A 22,493-nucleotide genomic window follows, 5' to 3' on the forward strand; every position below is an offset into this window, starting at 1 on the left:
GCAGAGGGGGGAGGGAGGCGTCGCGCATCAGCTGTTACCGCTTATGCTTGGCCATCTGCGCCTTCGCGGCCTCCAGGACCTTGTCGGGGGTGAAGCCGAATTTGGTCTGGAGATCCTTGATCGGCGCCGAGGCGCCGAAGGTGTGCATGCCGATGATCGCGCCCTCGGAGCCGGCGTAGCGGTCCCAGCCGATGACACTGCCCTGCTCGACGGCCACCCGTGCCTTGACGGCGGGCGGCAGCACCGAGTCGCGGTAGGCCTGATCCTGCCGCTCGAACAGGTCCCAGGACGGCATCGACACCACCCGGGCCTTCACGCCCTCGGCCTTCAGCGCCTCGTAGGCGCCGACGCAGAGCTGCACCTCGGAACCCGAGCCCAGCAGGATGACGTCGGGCGTGCCGTCGCAATCGGCGAGCACGTAGCCGCCCTTGGCGGTGCCGGAGGCCGCGCCGTACCGGGTCCGGTCGAGGGTCGGCAGCGGCTGGCGGGAGAGCGCGAGCACGGCCGGCTGGTTCCTCAGCGAGAAGATCACCCGGTAGGCCTCGGCCACTTCGTTGGCATCGGCCGGGCGCAGGGTCACGAGGCCCGGGATGCAGCGCAGCGACAGCAGCTGCTCGACGGGCTGGTGGGTCGGCCCGTCCTCGCCCACGCCGATCGAATCGTGCGTGAAGATGTGGAAGACTGGCAGCTCCATCAGGGCGGCGAGACGGATCGGCGGGCGCATGTAATCGGCGAAAACCAGGAAGGTCGCGCCGTAGGCCCGCAGCCCCGAGAGGCCGAGGCCGTTCACGATCGAGCCCATGGCGTGTTCGCGGACGCCGAAATGCAGGTTGCGGCCGCCCGGCGAGAACGGGCCGAACGAGCCCGCGCCCTCGAAGGTCAGGTTCGACTTGTTGGACGGCGCCAGATCCGCCGAGCCGCCGAGCAGGAACGGCACGTGCTGGGCGATGGCGTTCAGCACCTTGCCGGAGGATTCCCGGGTGGCGAGGCCCTTGGCGTCGGCCTCGAAGACCAGGATGTCCTTGTCCCAGCCGTGCGGCAGCCGGCCTTCCAGGAAGGCGTTCAGGTCCTCGGCGTGGGCGGCATCCGCCGCCTTGGCCTGGCTCAGCAGGCCCTGCCACGCGTCGTAGAGGCCGGCGCCGCGCTTGCCGATCCCATCGCGGAAATTCTCGCGGACGCCGTCCGGGACGAGGAACTGCGCGTCCTCCGGCCAGCCGTAGGCGCGCTTGGCCCCCTTGACCTCGTCTTCGCCCAGCGCGTCCGAGTGGGCCTTGGACGTGCCCTGCTTCTTCGGCGCCCCGTAGCCGATCACCGACTTGACGATGATCAGGGTCGGCCGGTCGTTGGTGGCGAGGAAGGTCTCGATCGAGCCGGCGAGCGCGTGCACGTCGTTGGCGTCCGCAACGCGCAGAACCTGCCAGCCGTAAGCGAGGAACCGGGTGGCCACCTCCTCGCCGAAGGCCAGCTCGGTGTGGCCCTCGATGGTGATGGTGTTGTCGTCGTAGATCCAGCAGAGGTTCGCGAGCCGGAGGTGGCCGGCGAGGGACGCAGCCTCCGAGGCCACGCCCTCCATCAGGTCGCCGTCCGAGCACATCGCGTAGACGTTGTAGTCGAAGAGCGGCAGGTTCGGCCTGTTCAGGTGCTGGCCGAGGAAGCGGCTGCCCATGGCCATGCCGACCGAGTTGGCCACACCCTGGCCGAGCGGGCCGGTGGTGGTCTCGACGCCGGTGGTGAAGTGGTACTCGGGATGGCCCGGGGTCCGGCTGTCCAGCTGGCGGAACTTCTTGATGTCGTCCAGCGACACCGCCGGCGCGTTGCCGCCGTCGCTCTGCGCGACGCCCGCGAGATGCAGCAGCCCGTAGAGCAGCATCGAGGCGTGGCCGCAGGACAGCACGAAGCGGTCGCGGTTCGGCCAGTGCGGATGGGCCGGATCGTAGCGCAGGTAGCGGTTCCACAGGGTGTAGGCGACCGGCGCCAGCGCCATGGGCGCGCCGGCATGGCCGGAATTGGCCTTCTGCACCGCGTCGATCGCGAGCGTCCGGATCGTGTTGATGCTGAGCGTATCGATCTCAGCGAGGTCCGCCTTGGCGGGAGTGTCAGCACCGCTCATGATGTCGCGTCTTCCAGTTCGCCTCGCGCGGTCCGTTTCGCGGCTTCGCGCTGCCGTAGGACGGCGGGAGGGGCTCCGTTGGCCTTACCACCCTGCCGATCCGCCGGCCCTTCGCCGCGCGTATAGCTGAGCAGCGTGTTGACGAGCGCGACGTGCGTGAACGCCTGAGGGAAGTTACCCACAAGACGCTTGGCTTGCACGTCGTATTCCTCGCTGACCAGGCCGAGATCGGTGCAGATGCCGATCAGGCGCTCGATCAGCACCCCCGCTTCGTCGCGGCGCCCCAGGCCGATGAGGTTGTCGGCGTACCAGAAGGTGCAGGGCAGGAAAGCCCCCTCGCTGCCCGTCAGGCCGTCGGTCGTCTGGCCCTCGGTCTCGTAGCGGAGGATGAACCCGTCCCGCATCAGCCCCTTGCCGATCGCCTCGACGGTGCCGATCACCCGGGGGTCGTCCTGCGGCAGGAAGCCGGTATGGGCGATGAGCAGCAGGCTCGCGTCCAGCGCCTTCGAGCCATAGGACTGGACGAAGCTGTTGAGCGCCGGGTCGAAGCCCTTGGCGCAGACCTCGGCGTGGATCTCGTCCTTGATGGCGCGCCAGCGCTTGGCATGTTCCTCGGTGGCGCCCGATTCGTGCATCTCGTGCATGCGCAGGGCCCGGTCGAACGCCACCCAGGCCATGACCTTGGAATGGGTGAAGTGGCGCCGCCCGCCGCGCACCTCCCAGATCCCCTCGTCGGGCTCGCGCCATGCCTGCTCCAGGTGGCCGAGGATCGCGAGGCCGACCCGCAGGCCGTCCTGGCTCACCGGCAATCCGCGGGCATGAGCCTGATAGAGCGCGTCGAACAGCTCGCCGTAGACGTCGATCTGGAACTGGCTGGCGGCGGCGTTGCCGATTCGCACGGGCCTCGAATTCTCGTAGCCCGGCAGCCAGTCGAGCTCGATCTCGGGCAGCAGCCGCTCGCCGCCGATCCCGTAGAGGATGTGCGCCTGCTCGGGATTGCCGGCCACGGCCCGAAGCAGCCAGCCCAGCCAGTCCCGGGCCTCGTCGATATAGCCCGCATCCATCAGGGCGATCAGGGTCAGGGTCGAATCGCGCAGCCAGCAGAACCGGTAATCCCAGTTGCGGATCCCGCCGAGCCCCTCCGGCAGGGACGCCGTGGGCGCCGCCACGATGCCGCCGGTGGGTTCGTAGATCAGCGCCTTGAGGGTCAGCAGGGAGCGCTGGAGCATCCGATCCCAGGGGGCGCCGCCCGCGCAGCGGCACGCCCAATCCCGCCAGTGCTGATCCGTGGCTTCGAGAACCTTGCGCGGCTCGATCGGGGGCGGATCGTCCTCGTGGGAGGCCCCGTAGCTCAGGACGAACCGGTGCTGGTCGCCGGCATGGACCGTGAACTCGGCCACGGTGGTCTGCGCCTCCGATCCCTTGAGATGGACGTCGGAGCGCAGCACGACTTTGTGCGGTCCCGAGACGGCGCGCAGGTCGCCCAGCTCGGAGCGCGACACCCAGGGCACGGCCGAGCCGTAATCGAACCGGACCGCCATCTCCATCCGCATGGCGACCCGCCCGTGCACGCCCTCGACGAGGCGCACGAGATGCGATCCGTCGCCGACGGGCATGAAGTCCGTGACCAGGACCTCGCCGAGCCGCGTGGTGTGCCGCGTCTCCAGGACGAGGCTGCCCGGGCGGTAGGACCACCGGGTCTCGACGTGCTCCGCCTCGGGGAAGATCTTCCAGAAGCCGTGCGCCTCGGTGCCCAGCAGGCTGGTGAACAGGGCGGCCGCGTCGAAGCGCGGCCAGCACAACCAATCGACGCTGCCCTGCCGGCTGATCAGCGCGGCGCTGCGGCAATCCCCGACGAGCGCGTAATCCTCGATGCGTGCAGCCATCCGGCCCCGGCTCCGGTCCGCGGACGGAAGCTCGGTCCATCCGCTGCGACGCACCTAGGACGTCCGCCCAGGAGATCCAGAGGTTTGGGGCCGGCCCGCGGATGCGGTCAGCGCAGGCAGTCGGCCACCGCCAGGGCCACCGAGCCCTGAACCGACGCCGCACCTTTGCGCACGAAGTCCGCGGCATCGCCGACCGCCCGGGCCGCAGGGACCAGCGTCTCGACCACCGAGGTGGCAAACGGCAGGGCCCGCCCAGGGAGCAGCGCATCCTCGGCCGGTTCGGCGGCTTCCGCGCGTCCGGGCGCCATGGGATCGATCGGGCTGCGGGGCGCCTCGGGGCAGCGCCGTCCCGGGCAGGTACGTCGACCCGCCACCGCCACATGGGACGTCGCCCGCGCCGTCGTCGCCGGACGGACGGGCAGAGCCCCCGTCCGCGAGACCGCAGCGTCCAGCGGGTACAGCTCGGCGAACGCGATCGCGGCCGGCGGCCGGATCGGCGACGCCACCGCGGCGACCGGTGCGAAATCCGTGGGTCCGAGAGCGGGGGATCCGCCCGCCCGGGCACCGGGGGGCACCGGATTGGACGACGGGCAGTAGAGCGAGGCCACACCCAGGAGCGCCACGACGGCCAGCGTCGGCAGGAAGGGCATGGACACGCGGCCATTCGCGGCGTCCGTCAGGGCGGGCTGATCTGGCCTGCGCATCCGAATCACCGATCTCCCTGACCACCGTGAGGCGAAGAGAATGCGGCCAGCATTGCGGCGGAAGCTGGACCGTTTCTTTGCGCGGCGGTTACCGGCATCGTACATTGGGATTGCGCGGATGCGTCCGCGACGGGCCCCGACGCGGGCACGGGCCTTGCTTAGTTCGCGGCGGCCCGAACCGGGCCGTCCTCCAGAAGAAGACCCGCCCCGTCCCGGGCCAAGATGACCGAATCCAATCTCACCGTCGCCGTGATCGATCCGAGCCGCGCCCGCGCGGCCATTCTGGAGGAGGGCCTGCGCGCCGCCGGAATCGGGCGTGTGGTGGTGATTCCCGATACCGCCGACCTCATGGAACGCGTGGCCGCGCTGAAGCCCGACGTGGTGGTGATCCATCTGGAGAGCCCGAGCCGGGACATCCTGGAGCAGATGTCGGGCGTTTCCCGGCAGGTCGAGCGGCCGGTGGCGATGTTCGTCGACCGCTCGGATTCGACCATGATGCAGGCCGCCGTCGATGCCGGAATCTCCGCCTACGTGGTGGACGGGCTGCGGGCGGAACGGATCAAGTCGATCCTCGACATCGCGATCCTGCGCTTCAACGCCTTCGCGCGCCTCCAGCGCGAGCTGACGGAGGCGCGCAGCGAACTCGCCGACCGCAAGCTGATCGAGCGGGCGAAGGGCATCCTGATGACCATGAAGGGCCTGTCCGAGGACGAGGCGTACAAGCAGCTGCGCCGCAAGGCCATGAACGAGAAGCGCAAGATCGTCGACATCGCCCGGGCGATCGTCACCACCGCGGACCTGCTCGGATGAGGCTCCAGCTCGGCTACGTCCCGCTCTGCGATGCGGCCCCCCTGATCGCGGCCCATGAACTGGGCTTCGCCCGGGCCGAGGGGCTCGACCTCGACCTCACCGCCGAGCCCTCCTGGGCGACCCTTCGCGACCGGCTGGCGCTGGGGCACCTCGACGGCGCGCACATGCTGGCGCCGCTGGCGTTGGCGAGCCGGCTCGCCTTGTCCGGGCCGCCCTCCGACCTGATCGTGCCGCTCCAGCTCAGCACCGACGGCAATGCCCTCACGCTGTCCCGCACCCTCTGGGCGGCGATGGCCCCCGACAGCGAGGCCCTGCCGGATGTCGCCCGCGCCTTCGCGGGCGTCGCGGAGATGCGGCACCGCGCCGGAGACCCGCTCACCCTCGGCACCGTGCATCCCTTCTCGTGCCACAGCTACCAGCTACGGCTGTTCGCCGAAGCCGGGAGCCTCGACCCTGCCGCGTTCCGCACGGTCGTGGTCCCCCCGCAACATTGCGTGGAGGCCCTGGCCCGCGGCCTGGTCGACGGATTCTGCGCCGGCGCACCCTGGAACGACGTGGCGGCCGAGGCCGGGCATGGGCGCATCGCCGTCCACGGCAGCGCCCTCGCGCCGAACGCGACCGAGAAGGTCCTGGCCGTCTCCGCACGGCTCGACGGCGCGATCCTGCCGCTGGTGCGGGCGGTCGCCCGGGCGGGACGCTGGTGCGCGGATCCGGAGAACCGGACCGAGCTGATCCATCGCCTCGCACGCCGGACCTATCTGAATCTCGATCCGGCGTTGGTCGCGCGGACCTTTTCCGACGGTCCGGACGTCATGGCCGGGACGGGTGCGCATCTCCGCTTCGGCGCGGCGATCGAGGAGCCGCGCGCGGCGCAGGCCCGCTGGGTGCTGGAGCAGATGCGCGCCGCGCAGCAGATCCCCGGGCCTTTCGACATCCCGGCGGCGATCACGACCGTCTACAGACCCGACCTTTACCGGCGGGCGGTCGCCGACATCTGAGGCCCGCGACACTTCGAGCCATTCGTCATCCACCCGCAACGCCGGCGCGAACAGCCGCGGAACGTCGGGCGGGCTCGCCCGTTGTGCCTACGCCATGCCTGGATGTCGCAAACTCGAAACTGGATCGTTGATGTCGCATCCGCGCGGGCGGGTCGAACTTCGACGCTACGTATGCCGGGGCGGCCGCGTCCCCCGCGCCTGCAACGACAACCGGCGGGCCGGTGCGCGCCACGCTTGGTACTGGGTGCTGGCGGCCGGCGCGATGCCGACCCTGGGCCTCCTGGCGATGCTGTCGCAGCTGCTGTAGCCCCCACATCAATTGGACTGGTTATCGTCCAGCGAGAGTGGGAGCTGATTGCCCGCGGTGTCCAAAAGGACAGACTTCGACATTCGTTACAGGTAGAATGCCGTTCAAATACGGAAGTTGTTCACATATAAGTTCGATATTTCGTCGTCGAAGTATTCTCGACCGACTTTTGCTCGCTCTCCAGTTTGCCCGTGTCGTGATCCGACGACGGTGAGCGTCAACCCGACCCTCCGTCAGTCCGGAAGACATCCTTAACCCTCCGCAGCTTGCCCCACCGCGCCGCTGGCGCGTGATCGCTTTTGCGACGGGCCGCACAGATTTTGTGCAGCGCCGATGGGCGGCCTCTGGTTGCACCTCCGATCTGCAGGCCTCGCCCCGGCGGCAGCGTCCACGCGCGCCGTGCGGCGCGTTTCGATTGGCACGGAACCTGCGAGGCGAGCCGCGTCCGTCAACGGCGACGGACAGCGCCGTCAGCGAGGCCGCTGATCCGGTTCTCCTGGGGCTGAAGCCTGCCGGGAGACGACCGGCAGCGGCTTTTTCGTGGGCGGTCCGCCAACGACCCTGCAATCGAGGTTCCAGACACGATCGAGCGATGGCGACATCCCCTAAGGACACACGCGGACACGACGCGCGCGCCGAGAGCGGCCTGCCGCGCGAGAGATTGGTCGTCGTCGGCAACGGCATGGCCTCCCTGCGATTCCTGGAGCGGCTCACGGAGATCGCACCCGGCCGTTACGACATCACCTGCATCGGCGCCGAGCCGACGGTCGCCTACAACCGGGTCCTGCTCTCCTCGCTGCTCGGCGGCGAGGTCGACGAGGCCGCCTGCGCCTTCCGCGGCCTCGACTGGTACGCGGATCACGGCATCCGCCTGATCACCGGCGCGCCGGCGACCCGGATCGACCGGGAGAACGGGTACGTCCGCGTGGGCGAGACCCACGTCCTGCCCTTCGACAGGCTGGTCCTCGCGGTCGGCTCCCTGCCGATCCGCCTGCCGAAGCCCGGCATGGATCTCCCCGGCGTCATCACCTTCCGCGACCTCGCCGACGTGGCGGCGATCCGGAAGGCCGCCGTGCAGCACGCCCGGGCGATCGTCATCGGCGGCGGCCTTCTCGGCCTGGAGGCGGCGGTCGGGCTCGCGCGCCTCGGCGTCGAGACCACGCTGCTCCACGTCATGGACCGGCTGATGGAGCGCCAGCTCGACCACCATGCCGCCGCGCTCGTAAAGCGTGCCATGGAGGCGCGGGGGGTTCGGGTGATCCTCAAGGCGGATACCGCCCGCCTCGAAGGAGACGGCCGCGTCGAGCGCCTCGTCCTGGCGGACGGCACCGCGCTCCCGGCCGACCTCGTGGTGATGTCGGTGGGCGTGCGCCCCTCGGTGGCGCTGGCGCAGGCCGCGGGACTGGCGGTCGGCCGGGGCATCACGGTCGACGACCGGATGACCACCTCGGACCCGCGGATTTTCGCGCTCGGCGAGTGCGCCGAGCACCGCGGCCAGATCTACGGCCTGGTCGAGCCCGCCTACGAGCACGCCGAGACGCTCGCCCGCCACCTCGCCGGCGAGCCGGCCGAGTACCGGGGCACGGCCCTGTCCACGAGCCTGAAGGTGTCGGGCCTGCCGGTCTTCTCGGCCGGGATCGTGGACACGCCCGACGATGCGGAGGCGATCGTGCTCTCCGACCCCGGAGCCGGCCTCTACCGCAAGCTTCTGGTGCGCGATGGGAAGCTGATCGGCGCGGTGTTCGTCGGCGACATCGCCGAGCAGGGCGCCTGCAAGGGGCTGATCCGGTCCGGCGACCCGATCGAGAACGTGGACGACTTGATGTTCGGGCGCCCCGTGCCCGAGCCGCTGGCTGCTTGAGGAGGCGCGGATGTCCGAGACCACCACCCAGAGCGCCGCAGGCGCGTTCGAGGCCGAGCAGAAGCGCTACCTCGAAGGCTTCGCCTCCGGCATCGCCGCCGTCCGCATGACCGGCGGCCTCGCCGCGGGCGGGGCCGGGGCGGCCGCGCCACCCGCCGAGCCCACGGGCCCGGACGCGATCCACATCAAGGCGCAGGACAAGACCGTCAAGGCGGGCGGCAAGCTCTGCGACCAGGAGAAGTGGAAGCGCGCCGAGAACCCGTTCGACGGCCACAACCGCCTGATCCAGGAGGCCGCCGCCGGCAAGCAGCCGAAGCCCGAGGACAATTTCCGCTGGCGCTACCACGGCCTGTTCTGGGTCGCGCCGAACCAGGTCTCGTACATGTGCCGGCTGCGGATCCCCAACGGGATCCTGCACCATTGGCAGTTCGCGGGCGTCGCCGACCTCGCCGACGAGCATGGCGGCGGCTACGTCCACGTGACCACCCGGGCGAACCTCCAGGTGCGGGAGATCGGCCCCGAGCACGCCCAGCCCTTCCTCGACGGGCTCACCGATATCGGCCTCACGGCCCGGGGGGCGGGCGCCGACAACATCCGCAACGTCACCGGTTCGTCGACCGCCGGCATCGACGCCCAGGAGCTGCTGGACACGCGCCCGCTCGCCAAGTCCTGGCACAACTGGATCCTGAACGACCGCTCCCTCTACGGCCTGCCGCGCAAGTTCAACGTCGCCTTCGACGGCAGCGGCGTGATGCCGACCCTGGAGGAGACCAACGACATCGGCTTCCAGGCGGTGGAGGTTCTCGACGGCGCTTCGGTGCCTCCGGGGATCTACATGCGCCTCGTGCTCGGCGGCATCTCGGGCCACCGCGACCTCGCCCGCGACACCGGCATCGTCCTGAAGCCGGAAGACTGCAACGCGGTCGCCGACGCGATCATCCGGGTGTTCATCGAGAACGGCGACCGGACGAACCGCAACAAGAGCCGGATGAAGTACGTCCTCGACGCCTGGGGCTTCGACAAGTACCTCGCCGCCGTCGAGGACAAGCTCGGCCGCAAGCTCGACCGGGTCGCGCCCGAGCACGTGGCGCCGCGTAAAGCCACCGACCGCTACGCCCATGTGGGCGTCCACGCCCAGAAGCAGCCCGGCCTCAACTGGGTCGGCGTGGTCCTGCCGGTCGGCAAGATGACGAGCGATCAGGTGCGGGCGCTGGCCCGGATCGCCGCGGAGTGCGGGGACGGCCAGATCCGCCTCACCGTCTGGCAGAACTTCATTTTTTCCGGTGTTCCGGACGCGAAGGTCGCCGAGGTGGAGGCTCGCGTGGACGCGCTCGGCCTCACCACCAAGGCCGCCGGCATCCGCTCCGGCCTCGTGGCCTGCACGGGCGCCAAAGGCTGCAAATTCGCGGCCTCCGACACCAAGGGCCACGCGCTGATCATCGCCGACCATGTCGAGAAGGCCGTGCCGAACCTCGACGTGCCGGTGAACGTCCACCTCACCGGCTGCCACCACAGCTGCGCCCAGCACTACATCGGCGACATCGGGCTGATCGGCGCCAAGGTCGTCGTCTCGGAGGAGGGCGACACCGTCGAGGGCTACGACGTCGTGGTCGGCGGTGGCTTCGCCGAGAACCCGAAGATCGGCACCGAGATCTGGAAGGCCGTGAAGGCCGAGGATACGCCCTCCCGCGTCGAGGCTCTGCTGCGCGCCTACCTCGCCCTCCGCCAGGGCCCCGAGGAGAGCTTCCAGGCCTTCACAAGCCGCACCGGCGCGGAGGCGCTCCGCGACGCCGCCGAGGACCAGCCCGCCCTGAAGGCCGCCGCATGACCCAGCACGTCTCGCCCCCCCTCGTCCTGATCCCCGAGACCGCGCCCTTCAACGAGGACCAGCGCGCCTGGCTCTCGGGCTACTTCGCGGCCCTGCTCGGCCCCGCCGTCGCGGGTGCAACGGCGCTCGCCCCCGGCGAAGGCCCCGCGACCGGGCCGAAACTGGCCGACAACGACGACGCCCCCTGGCACGACCCGTCGATGCCGCTCGGCGACCGGATGGCGATGGCCAAGGACCGGCCCGAGCCGCAGAAGCTGATGGCCGCCATGGCCCAGCAGGATTGCGGCCAGTGCGGCTACAACTGCGCCGACTACGCCAACGCGATCTTCCTGAAGAACGAGGCGCGCCTGAATCTTTGCCAGCCCGGCGGCAAAGAGACCCTGCGCATGCTCAAGAAGCTGGACGAGGAGTTCGGCGCCGCCGGGGGCGCCCCGGCCGCGCCGAAGGCGGACGATGACGCCCCGAAGGCCGCCGCCGACCTCGGGCCGCTCGGCTTCTGCCGCGAGAACCCGGTCGAGGCGCTGTTCCTGTCCCGCCGCCGCCTCAACGATCCGGGCGGCGAGAAGGAGACGTGGCACATCGAGATCGGGCTGGACGGTACGCCGATCCAGTACGAGGTCGGCGATTCGCTGGGCCTGTTCCCCGCCAACGCCCCGGCGCTGGTCGACGCGGTGATCGCGGAGCTCGGCGCCCGGCCCGAGCGGGTGATCGGCGAGAAAACCCTGCGTGAGCACCTGCTGATCAACTACGCGCTGGGTGCCGCGCCCGACAACCTCTATCAGCTCCTGTCGCTGCTCACCTCGGGCGCGGCCCGCAAGAAGGCGCAGGCGCTGGCCTCCGGCGAGGATCCGGACGGCGATGCCGCCTATCTCGACGTCCTCGGCGCCCTGCACAAGTTCCCGGGCGCGCGGCCCGACGCCGAGGTCTTCCTGGAGGCCTTGGACGAGCTGCAGCCGCGGCTCTATTCGATCTCGTCCTCGCCCAAGATGGATGTCGGCCGCGTGTCCCTGACGGTGGACGCGGTGCGCTACAACCACCGCTCGCGGCTGCGGCTCGGCGTCGCCTCGACCCATCTCGGCGAGCGCCTGCCCGAGCAGACCAAGGTGAAGGTCTATCTTCAGAAGGCGCACGGCTTCGGGCTGCCGGCCGATCTGTCGAAGGACGTGATCATGTGCGGCCCCGGCACCGGCATCGCGCCCTTCCGGGCGTTCCTGCGGGAACGCGCCGCCACGCAGGCGCCCGGCCGCAACTGGCTGTTCTACGGTCACCAGCGGCAAGCCAGCGACTTCTTCTACAAGGACGAGCTGACCCAGCTGAAGGACGACAAGGTGCTCACCCGCCTGTCCCTGGCTTGGTCCCGGGACGGCAAGGAGAAGACCTACGTCCAGGACCGGATGCGCGAGAACGGCGCCGAGCTCTGGAAGTGGCTCGAGGGCGGCGCGCATTTCTACGTCTGCGGCGACGCCAAGCGCATGGCCAAGGACGTCGAGCGGGCGATCATCGACGTGGCCGCGCAGTTCGGGGGCAAGAGCCCCGAGGATGCGGTGGCCTACCTCGCCGCGCTGAAGAAGGCCGGGCGGTATCAGGCCGACGTGTACTGAGCAGCCCAACCCTCCCCCGCGGAGGGGGGAGGGAGACGCGGCGCGAACCTTCGAGGACTTCAGCCATGACCCAGCCCGTGGCGGCGTCGACGGTGCGGACCACCTGCCCCTATTGCGGGGTCGGGTGCGGCGTGCTCGCGAGTCCGGACGGGCAGGGCGGCGCCACGATCGCGGGCGACACCGACCACCCGGCCAATTTCGGGCGCCTGTGCTCGAAGGGCTCGGCGCTGGGCGAGACCCTGTCGCTGGAGAACCGCCTGCTTCACCCGCAGGTCGACGGCGCGCAGGTCTCGTGGGATGCGGCCCTCGACACGGTCGCGGGCAAGCTCCGCGCGGTGGCCGAGGAGCACGGCCCGGACGCGATCGCCTTCTACCTGTCGGGCCAGCTGCTCACCGAAGACTATTACGTCGCCAACAAGCTCGCGAAGGGCTTCATCGGCACGCCGCACGTGGACACCAATTCCCGGCTGTGCATGTCGAGCGCGGTGGCGGCCCATCGCCGGGCCTTCGGCTCCGACACGGTGCCGGGCTGCTACGAGGATCTCGACGAGGCCGACCTGATCGTGCTGGTCGGCTCCAACACCGCGTGGTGCCACCCGATCCTGTTCCGCCGCATGGCCGACGCCAAGGCGCGCCGCGGGACCAAGTTCGTGGTCATCGACCCCCGCCGGACCCAGACCGCGGAGGAATCCGACCTGTTCCTCGGCATCCGGCCGGGCACCGACACCGCACTGTTCTCGGGCCTGCTGGTCTACCTGTCCGACAACGGCTTCCGCGATCGCGCTTTCATCGATTCCCATACGGCCGGCCTCGATGGCGCCCTCGACCGCGCCCGCCAGATCGCGCCGGACGTGGCGGCGGTCGCCGCCGTCACCGGCGCGCCGGAGGTCGACATCGCGGCCTTCTACGCCCTGTTCGCCGGTACCCGCCGGGTGGTCACGGCCTTCTCGCAGGGGGTGAACCAGTCGGCGCAGGGCACCGACAAGGGTAACAGCATCATCAACTGCCACCTCGTCACCGGCCGCATCGGCGAGACCGGGATGGGGCCGTTCTCCCTGACCGGCCAGCCCAACGCCATGGGCGGGCGCGAGGTCGGGGGGCTGGCCAACATGCTGGCGGCCCACATGCACTTCACCCCCGAGGAGGTGGACCGGGTGCGCCGCTACTGGGGGGCGCCGCGGATCATCACCGGCGAGGGCATGAAGGCGGTGGCGCTGTTCGAGGCGATCGCCCGGGGCAAGATCAAGGCGCTCTGGGTCATGGGCACGAACCCGCTGGTCTCGATGCCGCGGGCCGACGCGATCCGCGAGTCGCTCGCCGGCCTCGACCTCTTCGTGGTGTCCGAGGCGGTGGCGGATTCCGACACCGCCCGGGGCTGCGGCAGGACCACGGTGCTTTTGCCCGCCCAGGCCTGGGGCGAGAAGGACGGCACGGTCACCAATTCCGAGCGGCGGATCTCCCGCCAGCGCCGCTTCCTCGCGAGCCCCGGCGAGGCGCGGCCGGACTGGGCGGCGCTGGCCGATGTCGGCCGCCGCCTCGGGCACGGAAAGGCCTTCGCGTTCGACTCCGCCGCCGCGATCTTCCGCGAGCATGCCGGGCTCTCGACCTACGAGAACAACGGCACCCGCGACTTCGACCTCGGCGCGCTCGCGGACATCAGCGACGCCGCCTACGACGTGACCCTGCCGGTGCAGTGGCCCATCCCGAAGCGCTCCGGCTTCCGGGGCGCCCCGCAGGGCAAGGCCAGGCTGTTCGGCGACGGCCGGTTCTACACCTTCGACCGGCGCGCCCGCTTCGTCGCGGTGCAGCCGCCGGCCCTCGCGCTCGCGGCCTCGCCGGCGTTCCCGCTCATGCTCAACACCGGCCGGGTCCGCGACCACTGGCACACGATGACGCGCACCGGGAAGAGCCAGCGCCTCTCGGCGCACCGGGCCGTCCCGTTCGTCGAAATCCACCCGGACGACGCGGCGGCCCACGGCCTCGCGGAGGGCGACATCGCCCGGCTCTCGACCGAGCACGGCGCGGCCGAGCTGGAGGTGACGGTCACCGACACGGTGGTGCCGGGCAATCTGTTCATGCCGATGCACTGGGGCGGCGCCTTCGCGTCGCAGGCCCGGGTCGGCGCGCTGGTGCGCGGCATGACCGACCCGGTCTCGGGCCAGCCCGAACTCAAAGCGACCCCGGCGGCCATCGCGTCCGTCGGCTACCGCGCCCGCGGCTTCCTGCTGACGCGCCGGCAGGTGGCGATGCCCGAGGGCTGGTGGTGGGCGCGCGCCGCGATCACCGGCGGCTGGGGCGCGCAGTTCGCCACCGCCGACAGCTCCCGGGCGGTGGCGCTGATGGTGCGCGGCCTGATCCAGAGCGAGGCCCTGTCGGGCTGCGAACTCGCGGAATATGCCGATCACACCCGCAACCGCTACCGCTGCGCGGTCTATGACGGCGACCGCCTCGTCGCCTGCCTCGCCTACGCCCCCGCGGGGGAGCGGCCGGACTGGGAGGCCGCCAAGGCCCTGTTCGCCACCGAGGTGCCCGACGCCGCCGAGCGACGGGCGCTGCTCTCGGGCCGCGCGGCCACGGCCTCGGCGGGGCCCGTGGTCTGCGCCTGCCACGGCGTCGGCGCCGACGTCATCGCCACCACCATCGCCGGGGGCGCCGCCTCCGTGGAGGCGGTGGGCGCCGCCTGCAAGGCCGGCACGAATTGCGGCTCGTGCATACCGGAGATCCGCAAGATGCTGGCCGGGCAGACCGCATGCGCCGCGTGATTTTCTGATACACTTGCCGGCGAGGACAGACCGACCCGTCCAACCGGACCCCCTCATCCTGGGGGGGTGGACAGGAGAGGCCGGTTCGAGACGATTCAGGACAGGCCCGTGACCGAGACCCCCCTGCGCGCAGCCCGCGCCCCCCGCGAGACCAAGGCCGCCGGCCTGGAGCCGCTGGCGGTGCTGCCCGTCTTCGTGCCCCTGCGCGGCAAGCGGGTGGTTCTGGCCGGATCCTCCGGCGGGGCGCCGTGGAAGGTGAAGGTCCTGGCCGCGGCCGGCGCCCATGTGGACGTCTACGCCCCCGATCCCGGCGAGGAGCTGCGCGCGGTCCCGGGCGAGATCGTCGATGGGCACGTCACGCTGCACGAGCGGGCCTGGACGCCGGACGACCTTTGGGGCGCGGCCTTCTGCATCGGCGCCTTGGAGGACGAGGCCGAGTGCGTCGCCTTCGTGGTGGCGGCCCGCGGAGCCGGGGCGATCGTCAACGCGGTCGACCGGCCGCATCTCTGCGACGTGAAGTTCGGCGCCATCGTCAACCGCTCGCCGCTGGTCGTGGGCATCTCGACGGAGGGCGCCGCCCCGGTCTTCGGCCAGACCGTGCGCGCCCGGATCGAGGCGATGCTGCCCCGGGGCTTCGCCCGCTGGGTCGGGGCGGCCCGCGACTGGCGCGATGGCGTCACGGCGCGCTTCCACGGCTTCGCGGAGCGCCGTGCCTTCTGGGAGCGCTTCACCGACCGGGCCTTCGCGGAGCCGGACCGCGCCCCCTCCGACACGGATCTCGCGGAATTGCTCGGCGAGACGGAAGCCGCCCCGAAGGGCGGAGCGGTGACCCTGGTCGGGGCCGGCCCCGGCGACGCGGAGCTTCTGACCCTCAAGGCGCTGCGGGCGCTCCGCAACGCCGACGTGATCCTCTACGACGACCTCGTCGCCCCGGAGATCCTCGACTATGCCCGCCGCGAGGCGCGCACCATGCTGGTGGGCAAGACCGGCCACGGCCCGTCCTGCCGCCAGGACGACATCAACGCGCTGATGGTCCAGCTCGCCCGCTCGGGCAAGCAGGTGGTGCGGCTGAAATCCGGCGACCCGCTGGTCTTCGGCCGGGCCGGCGAGGAGATCGAGGCCTGCCGGGCCGCCGGCATCCCGGTCACCGTGGTCCCCGGGGTCTCGGCCGCGCAGGGTGCAGCGGCGGCGCTCGGCGTGTCCCTGACCCATCGGGACGCCGCGCGCCGGCTCCAGTTCGTCACCGGCCACGACCGCCGCGGGGCGCTGCCGGACGACCTGAACTGGGGGGCGCTCGCGGATCCGAGCGTCACCACGGTGATCTACATGCCCAAGCGGACCCTGCGGGCGCTGCTGGCGCGCGCGGTGGAGGAAGGTCTGGCGCCGTCGACGCCGGCGCTGCTGGTGTTCAACGCGACGCGCCCGAACCAGCAGGCCCTGCGGGGCACGGCCGCCGACCTCGCCGACCGGGTGGAGGCGGCGGGGCTCGAAGGGCCGGCGCTGCTGATGGTCGGTACGGCCTTCTCGGAGATGCGGAGCGCCGTGACGGAAGACGGGGCGCAGAGCCGGATGGTCGTCTGACCGGACGGATCCCACGTGCCCCGCGCGGCTTGCGACGATCTGAAACGGTTGCCCTGCCTGGGAAACGGCCCGCCCGGACCCAGAACTGCCCGTGGGCCCAGGCCTTGGGCAGAAACGGAGGGTGGAATGACACGGTCATGGATCAGCGCCGCGGCGGCGCTGGCGATGCTCGGCGGTTTCGGGCCGGCTTCGGCGGCCGACCACGCCGGGCTTGTGGTGGTTCCGGATGGCGCCTCCGCCACCTACGAGCCCGGCCCGCCCAACCTGCCCAGAGGGACCCAGATCAGCCGGATCGCGGGCGATCCGTCGAAGCCCGGCGCCTTCGTCCTGCGGGTGAAGGTACCGGCCAATACGGTGATCGCGCCGCACACCCATTCCAAGCCCGAGACGCTGACGATCCTCTCGGGTTCGATCCATCACGCGCACGGGCGGACCCTGGACAAGACCAAGGGTTCGGTGCTGAAGGCCGGCGGCTTCGTCTACCTGCCGGAGGACATGCCGCATTCGTTGTGGACCACCGACGAGCCGGTCGAACTGCAGGTCAACGGCTCCGGGCCGTTCGGGCTGAACTACATCAACCCCGCCGACGATCCGAGCCGGGACGCCGGCAAGCCCGGCTAGAAACGGGCGGGGGGCTCAGGTCTCGCCCGCCACGAACGCGCGCATCAGGTAGTGCGCGATCGCCATGGGCGGCGGGGCCTGGATCCCCTCGGGATGCGTCCCGTCGAGCATCGCCGCGACCGCGTCCCGGTCGAACCAGCGGGCATCCTCCAGCTCGTTCGGATCGGTCACGATGGCCGCGTCGAGGGCCTCGGCGGCGCAGCCGAGCATCAGTGAGGACGGGAACGGCCAGGGCTGCGACGTCCGGTAGGTGACGGCGCCGACGCGGATCCGCGTCTCCTCGAACACCTCGCGGCGGACCGCGTCCTCGATCGTCTCGCCGGGCTCCAGGAAGCCCGCGAGGCACGAGAACATGCCCGGCTTGAAATGCGGCCCCCGGCCGAGCAGGCAGGTGTCGCCCCGGCGCACCAGCATGATCACCACCGGATCGACCCGGGGGAAGTGGTGGGCGTCGCAACCCGGGCATTCGCGCCGGAAGCCGCCGGCCTTCGCCACCGTGGCGGTGCCGCACTTGGCGCAGAAGCCGTGGCGGGCGTGCCAGTCGAGCATCGACTTGGCCACGGCCAGCAGGCCGAGCTCCTCGGCCTCCACGGCGGATTCGGTGGCGATCGACCGCAGGTCGAGGGTGCGGACCGGCGCCTCGGCGAACCGCTCGGCCGCCTCGGCGGGGGCTGCGGCGGCGAAGACGGGCTGCCCGTCCCGGTGCCCGAGGAAGATGCGCGTCCCGCCGTCGAGGCCCGCGGCCTCCGCGGGGGCGATCAGCGCGGTCGATCCGCGCAGCACGATCCGGTCGCCGCAGATCAGGACGAGGCGCGCGTCCGGCGCGTCGAAGGCGGGCACCGCCTCCTCGGGCTGCTCGGACGAGTGGCGGTCGAGGCGGTTGCGGACGAATCCGAGGGTGTCGCGGGGATCGGTCATGCCAGTGTCAGGCCGCGGAGAACAGGGCGCCGGCGCGCTCGAGGAGCTGGGCGCGGGCGTGGGGTGGATAGGGCTTGCGGGTCTCGAACCCCCAGACCGGACCCGGCCAGGCCGGATCTGACCGGAATCGGCCGATGACGTGGACGTGGAGCTGCGCCACCACGTTGCCGAGGGCGCCGACATTCACCTTGTCGGGCTTCGACAGGGCCTGCATCACCCCCGTGGCGAGACGGATCTCCTGCCAGAGCGCGGCGGCATCGGCCTCGGAGAGATCGGTGATCTCGCAGAGGTCCGGGCGGCGCGGCACCAGGATCAGCCAGGGGAACCGGGCATCGTCCATCAGCAGCACGCGGCACAGGGCGAGGTCGCCCACCTCCGCCGTGTCGGCGGAGAGGCGCGGGTCGAGGGTGAAGGCGGGCTCGGTCATCGGGACACGATGTAGCGCAGCTTCCGCATCGGCGCGCGGGTTTGGTGCGCCGCCGATGATGCGGCACGGGTCTCGTCCGCCTCAGAGCCCCGGCACGACGCCCTGGCGGCCGACCGCGATCGTGCCGGCCACGAGGCCGCCCTCCGGGTGGGAGCGGGCGAAGATCGTCACGGCGGCGCCGGGCTGGAGCATGGCTTTCTCGCCCGGGGCGAACTGCGTCACCGGCGCACCGTCCGGGATCGCGAAGGACGCCTGCCCGTCCTTGTAGGCGAGCGTCACGCGCATCGGCGGCCCCCTCTGCAGGTCGGCGACCCAGCCGGCCGTCAGGCTCGCGCCCTGCGCCGTGTCCCAGGGCTGGCTGCCCGCCTCGAAGCCGCGCTCGGAGGGCGAGTACAGGGTCACCGCGGTCGCCTGCCGCGGCTCGGGGCCGGCCTCGCCGATGACGCTGACGTAGCTCTCGGGTTTGATGTTGCGGAGGCTCGCGGCATTGACCGCGTAGATCCGGGTGCGCGGGACCATCCGCACGGTGAGGGTGCCGCCGCTGGCGCGGCGGATCTCCAGGCGCTCCGAGTCGGCCCGGACCACCGTGCCGCGGAACCGGACCGTCGTCGGCTCCGCCCGGGCGGCGCCGACGGCTGAGATCGCCAGAAAGCCGGCGAGGAAGAGGCGTCTCACGGGGCTCGTCACAGGACTCCTTTCGCGGCGTCGCACCATCCGGACGCGGGAGCCGAACGCCACGGGCCGGCGCCGGTTCCCGGCGCGGTCCCGGTTGCCACCGGCCCGGTCCGCGCAGCGGTCAATGGGCCATCAGCACCGGCATGTCGGCATGCGCCAGGACATGGCTGGTGACGCCGCCGAAGATCATCTGGCGCAGGCGGCTCTGGGTGTAGGCGCCCTTGATCAGCAGGTCGCAACCGAAGGCCTTGGACTCCGCCAGGAAGGTCTCGCCGGGCACCCGCCGGCCGGCCGGCAGCGCCCGGTGCGACGCGTCCACGCCCTCGCAGGCCAGTGCCTGGGCGAGATCCTGGGCGGTCGGGCCCGGCACCATGCCGCCTTCGACGCTGAGCACCAGCACCCGCTCGGCCCGCCGCAGGAACGGCATCGCGAAGGCCACCGCCCGGGCGGTCTCGGTGGAGCCGTTCCAGGCGATGACCACCGCGTCGCCGAGGCTCGCCGGGGCGCTGGGCGGGGCCAGAAGGATCGGCCGGCCGCTCTCGAACAGGGCCGTCTCGAAGGTGGTCATGCGCGGGGCATTGTCGGTCGTGCCCGGACGCCCGACCACGGTGGCCGAGAAGAGCCGTGCATACTGGCCGAGGAACGCGTCGCCGGTGGGGACGTCCTGCCGCCAGCGGTAGCGCGGGCCGGCATCCGGCACGCGATCCGGAATGCACAGGCCGTCGCGGGCATGCCGCGGGATGCCGGCACCGTCCATGAAGGCGATGAAACGGCTGCCCGCCTCTTCGGCCTCGGCCCGGTCGGCCTCCTCGTCGCGCAGCCACGTCATGCCGCCGACCATGTCGACGGGGACGTACTCGGCGAGGGCCGGGCGCAGGGACACGCCCTCGATCAGGCTGCCGAAGCGCGTCGCCGCCAGCCGGGTGGTCTCGAAGACGGAGGGCAGGGCGTCGTGCATCGCGACGGGTACGAGCAGGGTCTTCATGGTGGCAATCTCCCCGGTCTCGAGAGGCTAATCCGCCCGGCCGCCCGGTGGAACCGGGGCCAGCGCGGCGCGCACACGGTTTTGCGGCCCGCGCGGATCGAGGCGCGCCCGCAGGATCCGGGTCAGCGGCGCCTCGACGAGGCGGTGGACCACGAGCGCGGCCGCCACGCTGCCGGCGAGCATCAGGACCATGCTGCCCCAGGGCTGCACGGCCGGCGCCAGCCCGAGCCGGAGCAGCCCCTCGCGCACGAGGCGCAGCGCGAAGGGATGCACGAGATAAAGGGCGTAGGAGGCGTCGCCCAGCCCGACGAGCCCGCGCACCGGGACGGGAAGGCGCGCGACCTGGGCGGCATCGCGCGTCGGTCCGAGGGCGGCCGCCACCAGCAGGGCGGCCGGGCCGCCGACGAGGAGGGGCCGCAGAAATCCGTCGGCCCCGCCTTGGCCGGCGAGCACGCGCGCGGCCAGGACGAGCCCGACGCCGCCCAGAACCGTGAGACCGACCCGCAGGGGCAGGCCCGGCCGGAAACCCTCGCGATAGGCGAGGGCGAGACCGGCGCCGGCGACGAATTCGAGCACGATCGGATCCGTCCAGAAGCGGAGCGGCACCGGAAGACCGGGCACGAGGGCTCCGACAGCCACGAGGAGCACAAGGGCCCCGCACAGCCAGGCGACGGCGCCGCGCCGGCCGAAGCCGAGCCCTGCCGCGAAGACTGCGTAGAAGAAGGCCTCGTAGTTCAGGGTCCAGCCGAGGCCATAGAGCGGTTGGACGGTGCCGTCGGGCCGGGCCACCGGCCAGAACAGGAAGCTCGCCACGAGGGCTGCGGGATCGCCGAGGAGGGCCGCCGCGTCGCCGAGCAGATCCGGCCGGGCCAGCGCGAGGGCGAGGAAGACGAGGCTCACCAGCCAGTAGAGCGGGACCACCCGGGCGATCCGATGGGCGAGGAAGCGGGCCCGCCCCCCCGGCCTGCCGGCCAGCCGGATCCCGGTATGGACGATGACGAATCCGGAGATCACGAAGAACAAATCGACCCCGCCCCACCAGGGCATGAGCGTTTCCGGGGCGGGCGCGTGGCCGAAGCCGCGCTCCGCCAGCAGCCCCGCCTCGTGCCGCGCATGATGCCAGACGACCATCAGGGCGGCCCCGGCGCGCAGGACCTGGAGCAGGACGAAGATCACCGGGCGACCATGCCTCGCCCCGCGCCCCGCCAGCAGGGCGCGCATGCGGTTCCGCCGCGGCTGCAGCCGAGGTCGGAGGCGGGCCGGACGGCGATCGGTCCGGCGGCCGAGTCTGCGGACCGGCGGCTCACCCCGCGGACCGCCGCCCTTCGGCCACCGCCCCGTCCGGGGCGAAAACGGCAGGAACCATAAGCCCATAACCTCGTTGACCGACCAATTCGCGAACCCGCCTGCGCCCGATCCTTCGTGCTGCGCATGCGACCTGCCAGAGTTCGCGTATCCATTTCGAACAGAGGTCCCGATGCTGAAGAACTATGCTGCCGCGTCCGCGCTTGTCCTGGCGCTGTCGACCCCGGCCCTGGCTCAGAGCGCCAACGACTTCCGCCTCCAGTCGATGCAGGCGAACGCCTTCGAAATCCAGTCCTCGCAGATCGCCCTGTCCAAGTCGCGCAACCCGAAGGTCCGCTCCTACGCCCAGGAGGTCCTCCGCGACCACCGGGCCGCCAACGTCGCCCTGGCGGGCGGCCAGATGAACGGCGTGGCCGGTGATCCGGGCGTCGGCGGCCTGATCACGGCGCCGATCGCGGTGGCGGGCAGCGCCGTGGGCGCCGGCGTCGGCGCGGCGACCGGCGTGGTCGGCGGCACCCTCGCGGGCGGACCGGTCGGCGGCCTCGAGGGCGCCGGCGCCGGTGCGGCGCGCGGCGCCGCCGCGGGCGGTCAGATCGGGCGCGGCGACATGATGGCCACGGGCGCCTCGACGATGGTGGCGCCGAGCCCCGAGCAGCAGGCGATGCTGGCCGAGCTGTCGTCGACCCCGGCCGGCCCGCGCTTCGACCGCCTCTACGCCAGCCAGCAGCTCCAGGCGCATCAGATAACCATCGCGATGACGCAGGCCTACGCCCAGGGCGGCCCGAACCCGGCCCTGCGCAACTACGCCCAGCAGGCCCTTCCGGCCCTGCAGATGCACTACAACCAGGCTCAGCGCCTCCCCGGCGCGATGTAAGGGTCATCGTCAGGGACGGCCCGGCTTCCGCCGGGCCAGACCTCCGGCGGCGGGTGCGAGCCCGCCGCCGTTTTCATGTCCGGCCTCTCTGCCCCGGCCACCGGCGAACCCGCGGGCGCGCCGCGTTCACGGGCCGGCACGTTGCGCCATCCGTTTCCGCCACGGACGGTCCGCGCAGAGGCATTGCCGAGATCCGCGCGCCGACCGGAGCCCCAAACGAAAACGGCCGGTGCGCGATGC

General features: G+C 71.7%; 18 protein-coding genes. 10 read left to right on the forward strand and 8 right to left on the reverse strand.

Annotated features, from left to right (window positions below; translation table 11 throughout):
* Positions 1-34: 34 nt before the first annotated feature.
* The 3 genes from tkt to GGQ91_RS25635 all read right to left on the reverse strand — a co-directional run bounded on the left by tkt (position 35) and on the right by GGQ91_RS25635 (position 4,700).
* On the reverse strand, positions 35-2,110 hold the full coding sequence (gene tkt, locus GGQ91_RS25625; protein ID WP_182593143.1) for a transketolase: 2,076 nt from the start codon (positions 2,108-2,110) through the stop codon (positions 35-37).
* Positions 2,107-3,996 (reverse strand): glycoside hydrolase family 15 protein, encoded by a 1,890-nt coding sequence (locus GGQ91_RS25630; RefSeq protein WP_043385017.1) that lies wholly within the window; start codon positions 3,994-3,996, stop codon positions 2,107-2,109. Before GGQ91_RS25630 ends, tkt begins: the two co-directional genes overlap by 4 nt.
* A gap of 107 nt (positions 3,997-4,103) precedes the next feature.
* Complete coding sequence (locus GGQ91_RS25635; RefSeq protein ID WP_182593144.1) at positions 4,104-4,700, reverse strand: hypothetical protein; 597 nt, start codon at positions 4,698-4,700, stop codon at positions 4,104-4,106.
* 222 nt (positions 4,701-4,922) lie between these two features.
* Between GGQ91_RS25635 and GGQ91_RS25640 the strand changes: the two genes are divergently transcribed.
* The 9 genes from GGQ91_RS25640 (at position 4,923) to GGQ91_RS25680 (ending at position 17,069) form a co-directional block, all read left to right on the forward strand.
* The gene (locus tag GGQ91_RS25640; RefSeq protein WP_043353887.1) at positions 4,923-5,510 is read left to right on the forward strand and encodes an ANTAR domain-containing response regulator; all 588 of its coding nucleotides are present in this window, start codon (positions 4,923-4,925) and stop codon (positions 5,508-5,510) included.
* Positions 5,507-6,508: a CmpA/NrtA family ABC transporter substrate-binding protein gene (locus GGQ91_RS25645; RefSeq protein ID WP_053608365.1), complete on the forward strand. Its 1,002-nt coding sequence runs from the start codon at positions 5,507-5,509 to the stop codon at positions 6,506-6,508. The genes GGQ91_RS25640 and GGQ91_RS25645 overlap by 4 nt, the downstream gene beginning before the upstream one ends.
* Before the next feature lie 130 nt (positions 6,509-6,638).
* A complete protein-coding gene (locus GGQ91_RS25650; protein WP_158498452.1) occupies positions 6,639-6,815 on the forward strand; it encodes a hypothetical protein in 177 nt (58 codons plus the stop codon).
* A gap of 592 nt (positions 6,816-7,407) precedes the next feature.
* Complete coding sequence (locus GGQ91_RS25655) at positions 7,408-8,676, forward strand: NAD(P)/FAD-dependent oxidoreductase (RefSeq protein ID WP_053608364.1); 1,269 nt, start codon at positions 7,408-7,410, stop codon at positions 8,674-8,676.
* A 10-nt stretch (positions 8,677-8,686) separates the two neighbouring features.
* Positions 8,687-10,504: a NirA family protein gene (locus GGQ91_RS25660; RefSeq protein WP_053608363.1), complete on the forward strand. Its 1,818-nt coding sequence runs from the start codon at positions 8,687-8,689 to the stop codon at positions 10,502-10,504.
* A complete protein-coding gene (locus tag GGQ91_RS25665; RefSeq protein WP_182593145.1) occupies positions 10,501-12,105 on the forward strand; it encodes a sulfite reductase subunit alpha in 1,605 nt (534 codons plus the stop codon). Before GGQ91_RS25660 ends, GGQ91_RS25665 begins: the two co-directional genes overlap by 4 nt.
* Positions 12,106-12,170: 65 nt before the next feature.
* A complete protein-coding gene (locus GGQ91_RS25670) occupies positions 12,171-14,867 on the forward strand; it encodes a nitrate reductase (protein ID WP_182593146.1) in 2,697 nt (898 codons plus the stop codon).
* Between the two features lie 108 nt (positions 14,868-14,975).
* A complete protein-coding gene (cysG, locus tag GGQ91_RS25675; RefSeq protein ID WP_043384998.1) occupies positions 14,976-16,448 on the forward strand; it encodes a siroheme synthase CysG in 1,473 nt (490 codons plus the stop codon).
* Between the two features lie 126 nt (positions 16,449-16,574).
* Positions 16,575-17,069: a cupin domain-containing protein gene (locus tag GGQ91_RS25680; protein WP_043757527.1), complete on the forward strand. Its 495-nt coding sequence runs from the start codon at positions 16,575-16,577 to the stop codon at positions 17,067-17,069.
* Between the two features lie 15 nt (positions 17,070-17,084).
* On the opposite strand, the gene nudC is transcribed toward GGQ91_RS25680, so the two are convergent.
* From nudC to GGQ91_RS25705, 5 genes are all read right to left on the reverse strand, one after another.
* Positions 17,085-17,987 carry an NAD(+) diphosphatase gene (gene nudC / locus GGQ91_RS25685; RefSeq protein ID WP_043351766.1) on the reverse strand — a complete coding sequence of 301 codons (903 nt, stop codon included), beginning with the start codon at positions 17,985-17,987 and terminating at the stop codon, positions 17,085-17,087.
* A 7-nt stretch (positions 17,988-17,994) separates the two neighbouring features.
* Positions 17,995-18,414: an HIT domain-containing protein gene (locus GGQ91_RS25690; protein ID WP_053608360.1), complete on the reverse strand. Its 420-nt coding sequence runs from the start codon at positions 18,412-18,414 to the stop codon at positions 17,995-17,997.
* Positions 18,415-18,495: 81 nt separating this feature from the next.
* Positions 18,496-19,089, reverse strand: coding sequence for a hypothetical protein (locus GGQ91_RS25695; protein ID WP_343066863.1), 594 nt, complete (start codon positions 19,087-19,089; stop codon positions 18,496-18,498).
* 121 nt (positions 19,090-19,210) lie between these two features.
* The gene (locus GGQ91_RS25700) at positions 19,211-20,074 is read right to left on the reverse strand and encodes a universal stress protein (protein ID WP_043351769.1); all 864 of its coding nucleotides are present in this window, start codon (positions 20,072-20,074) and stop codon (positions 19,211-19,213) included.
* Positions 20,075-20,101: 27 nt separating this feature from the next.
* Entirely contained in the window at positions 20,102-21,295 is a 1,194-nt protein-coding gene (locus tag GGQ91_RS25705; protein ID WP_182593148.1) for an acyltransferase family protein, read from the reverse strand.
* A 256-nt stretch (positions 21,296-21,551) separates the two neighbouring features.
* Between GGQ91_RS25705 and GGQ91_RS25710 the strand changes: the two genes are divergently transcribed.
* Positions 21,552-22,253, forward strand: a complete 702-nt coding sequence (locus tag GGQ91_RS25710; RefSeq protein ID WP_182593149.1) for a DUF4142 domain-containing protein — start codon at positions 21,552-21,554, stop codon at positions 22,251-22,253.
* The last annotated feature ends 240 nt before the right edge of the window (positions 22,254-22,493 follow it).

The sequence above is a fragment of the Methylobacterium fujisawaense genome, assembly GCF_014138435.1.
In the GTDB taxonomy this organism is placed as follows: domain Bacteria; phylum Pseudomonadota; class Alphaproteobacteria; order Rhizobiales; family Beijerinckiaceae; genus Methylobacterium; species Methylobacterium fujisawaense.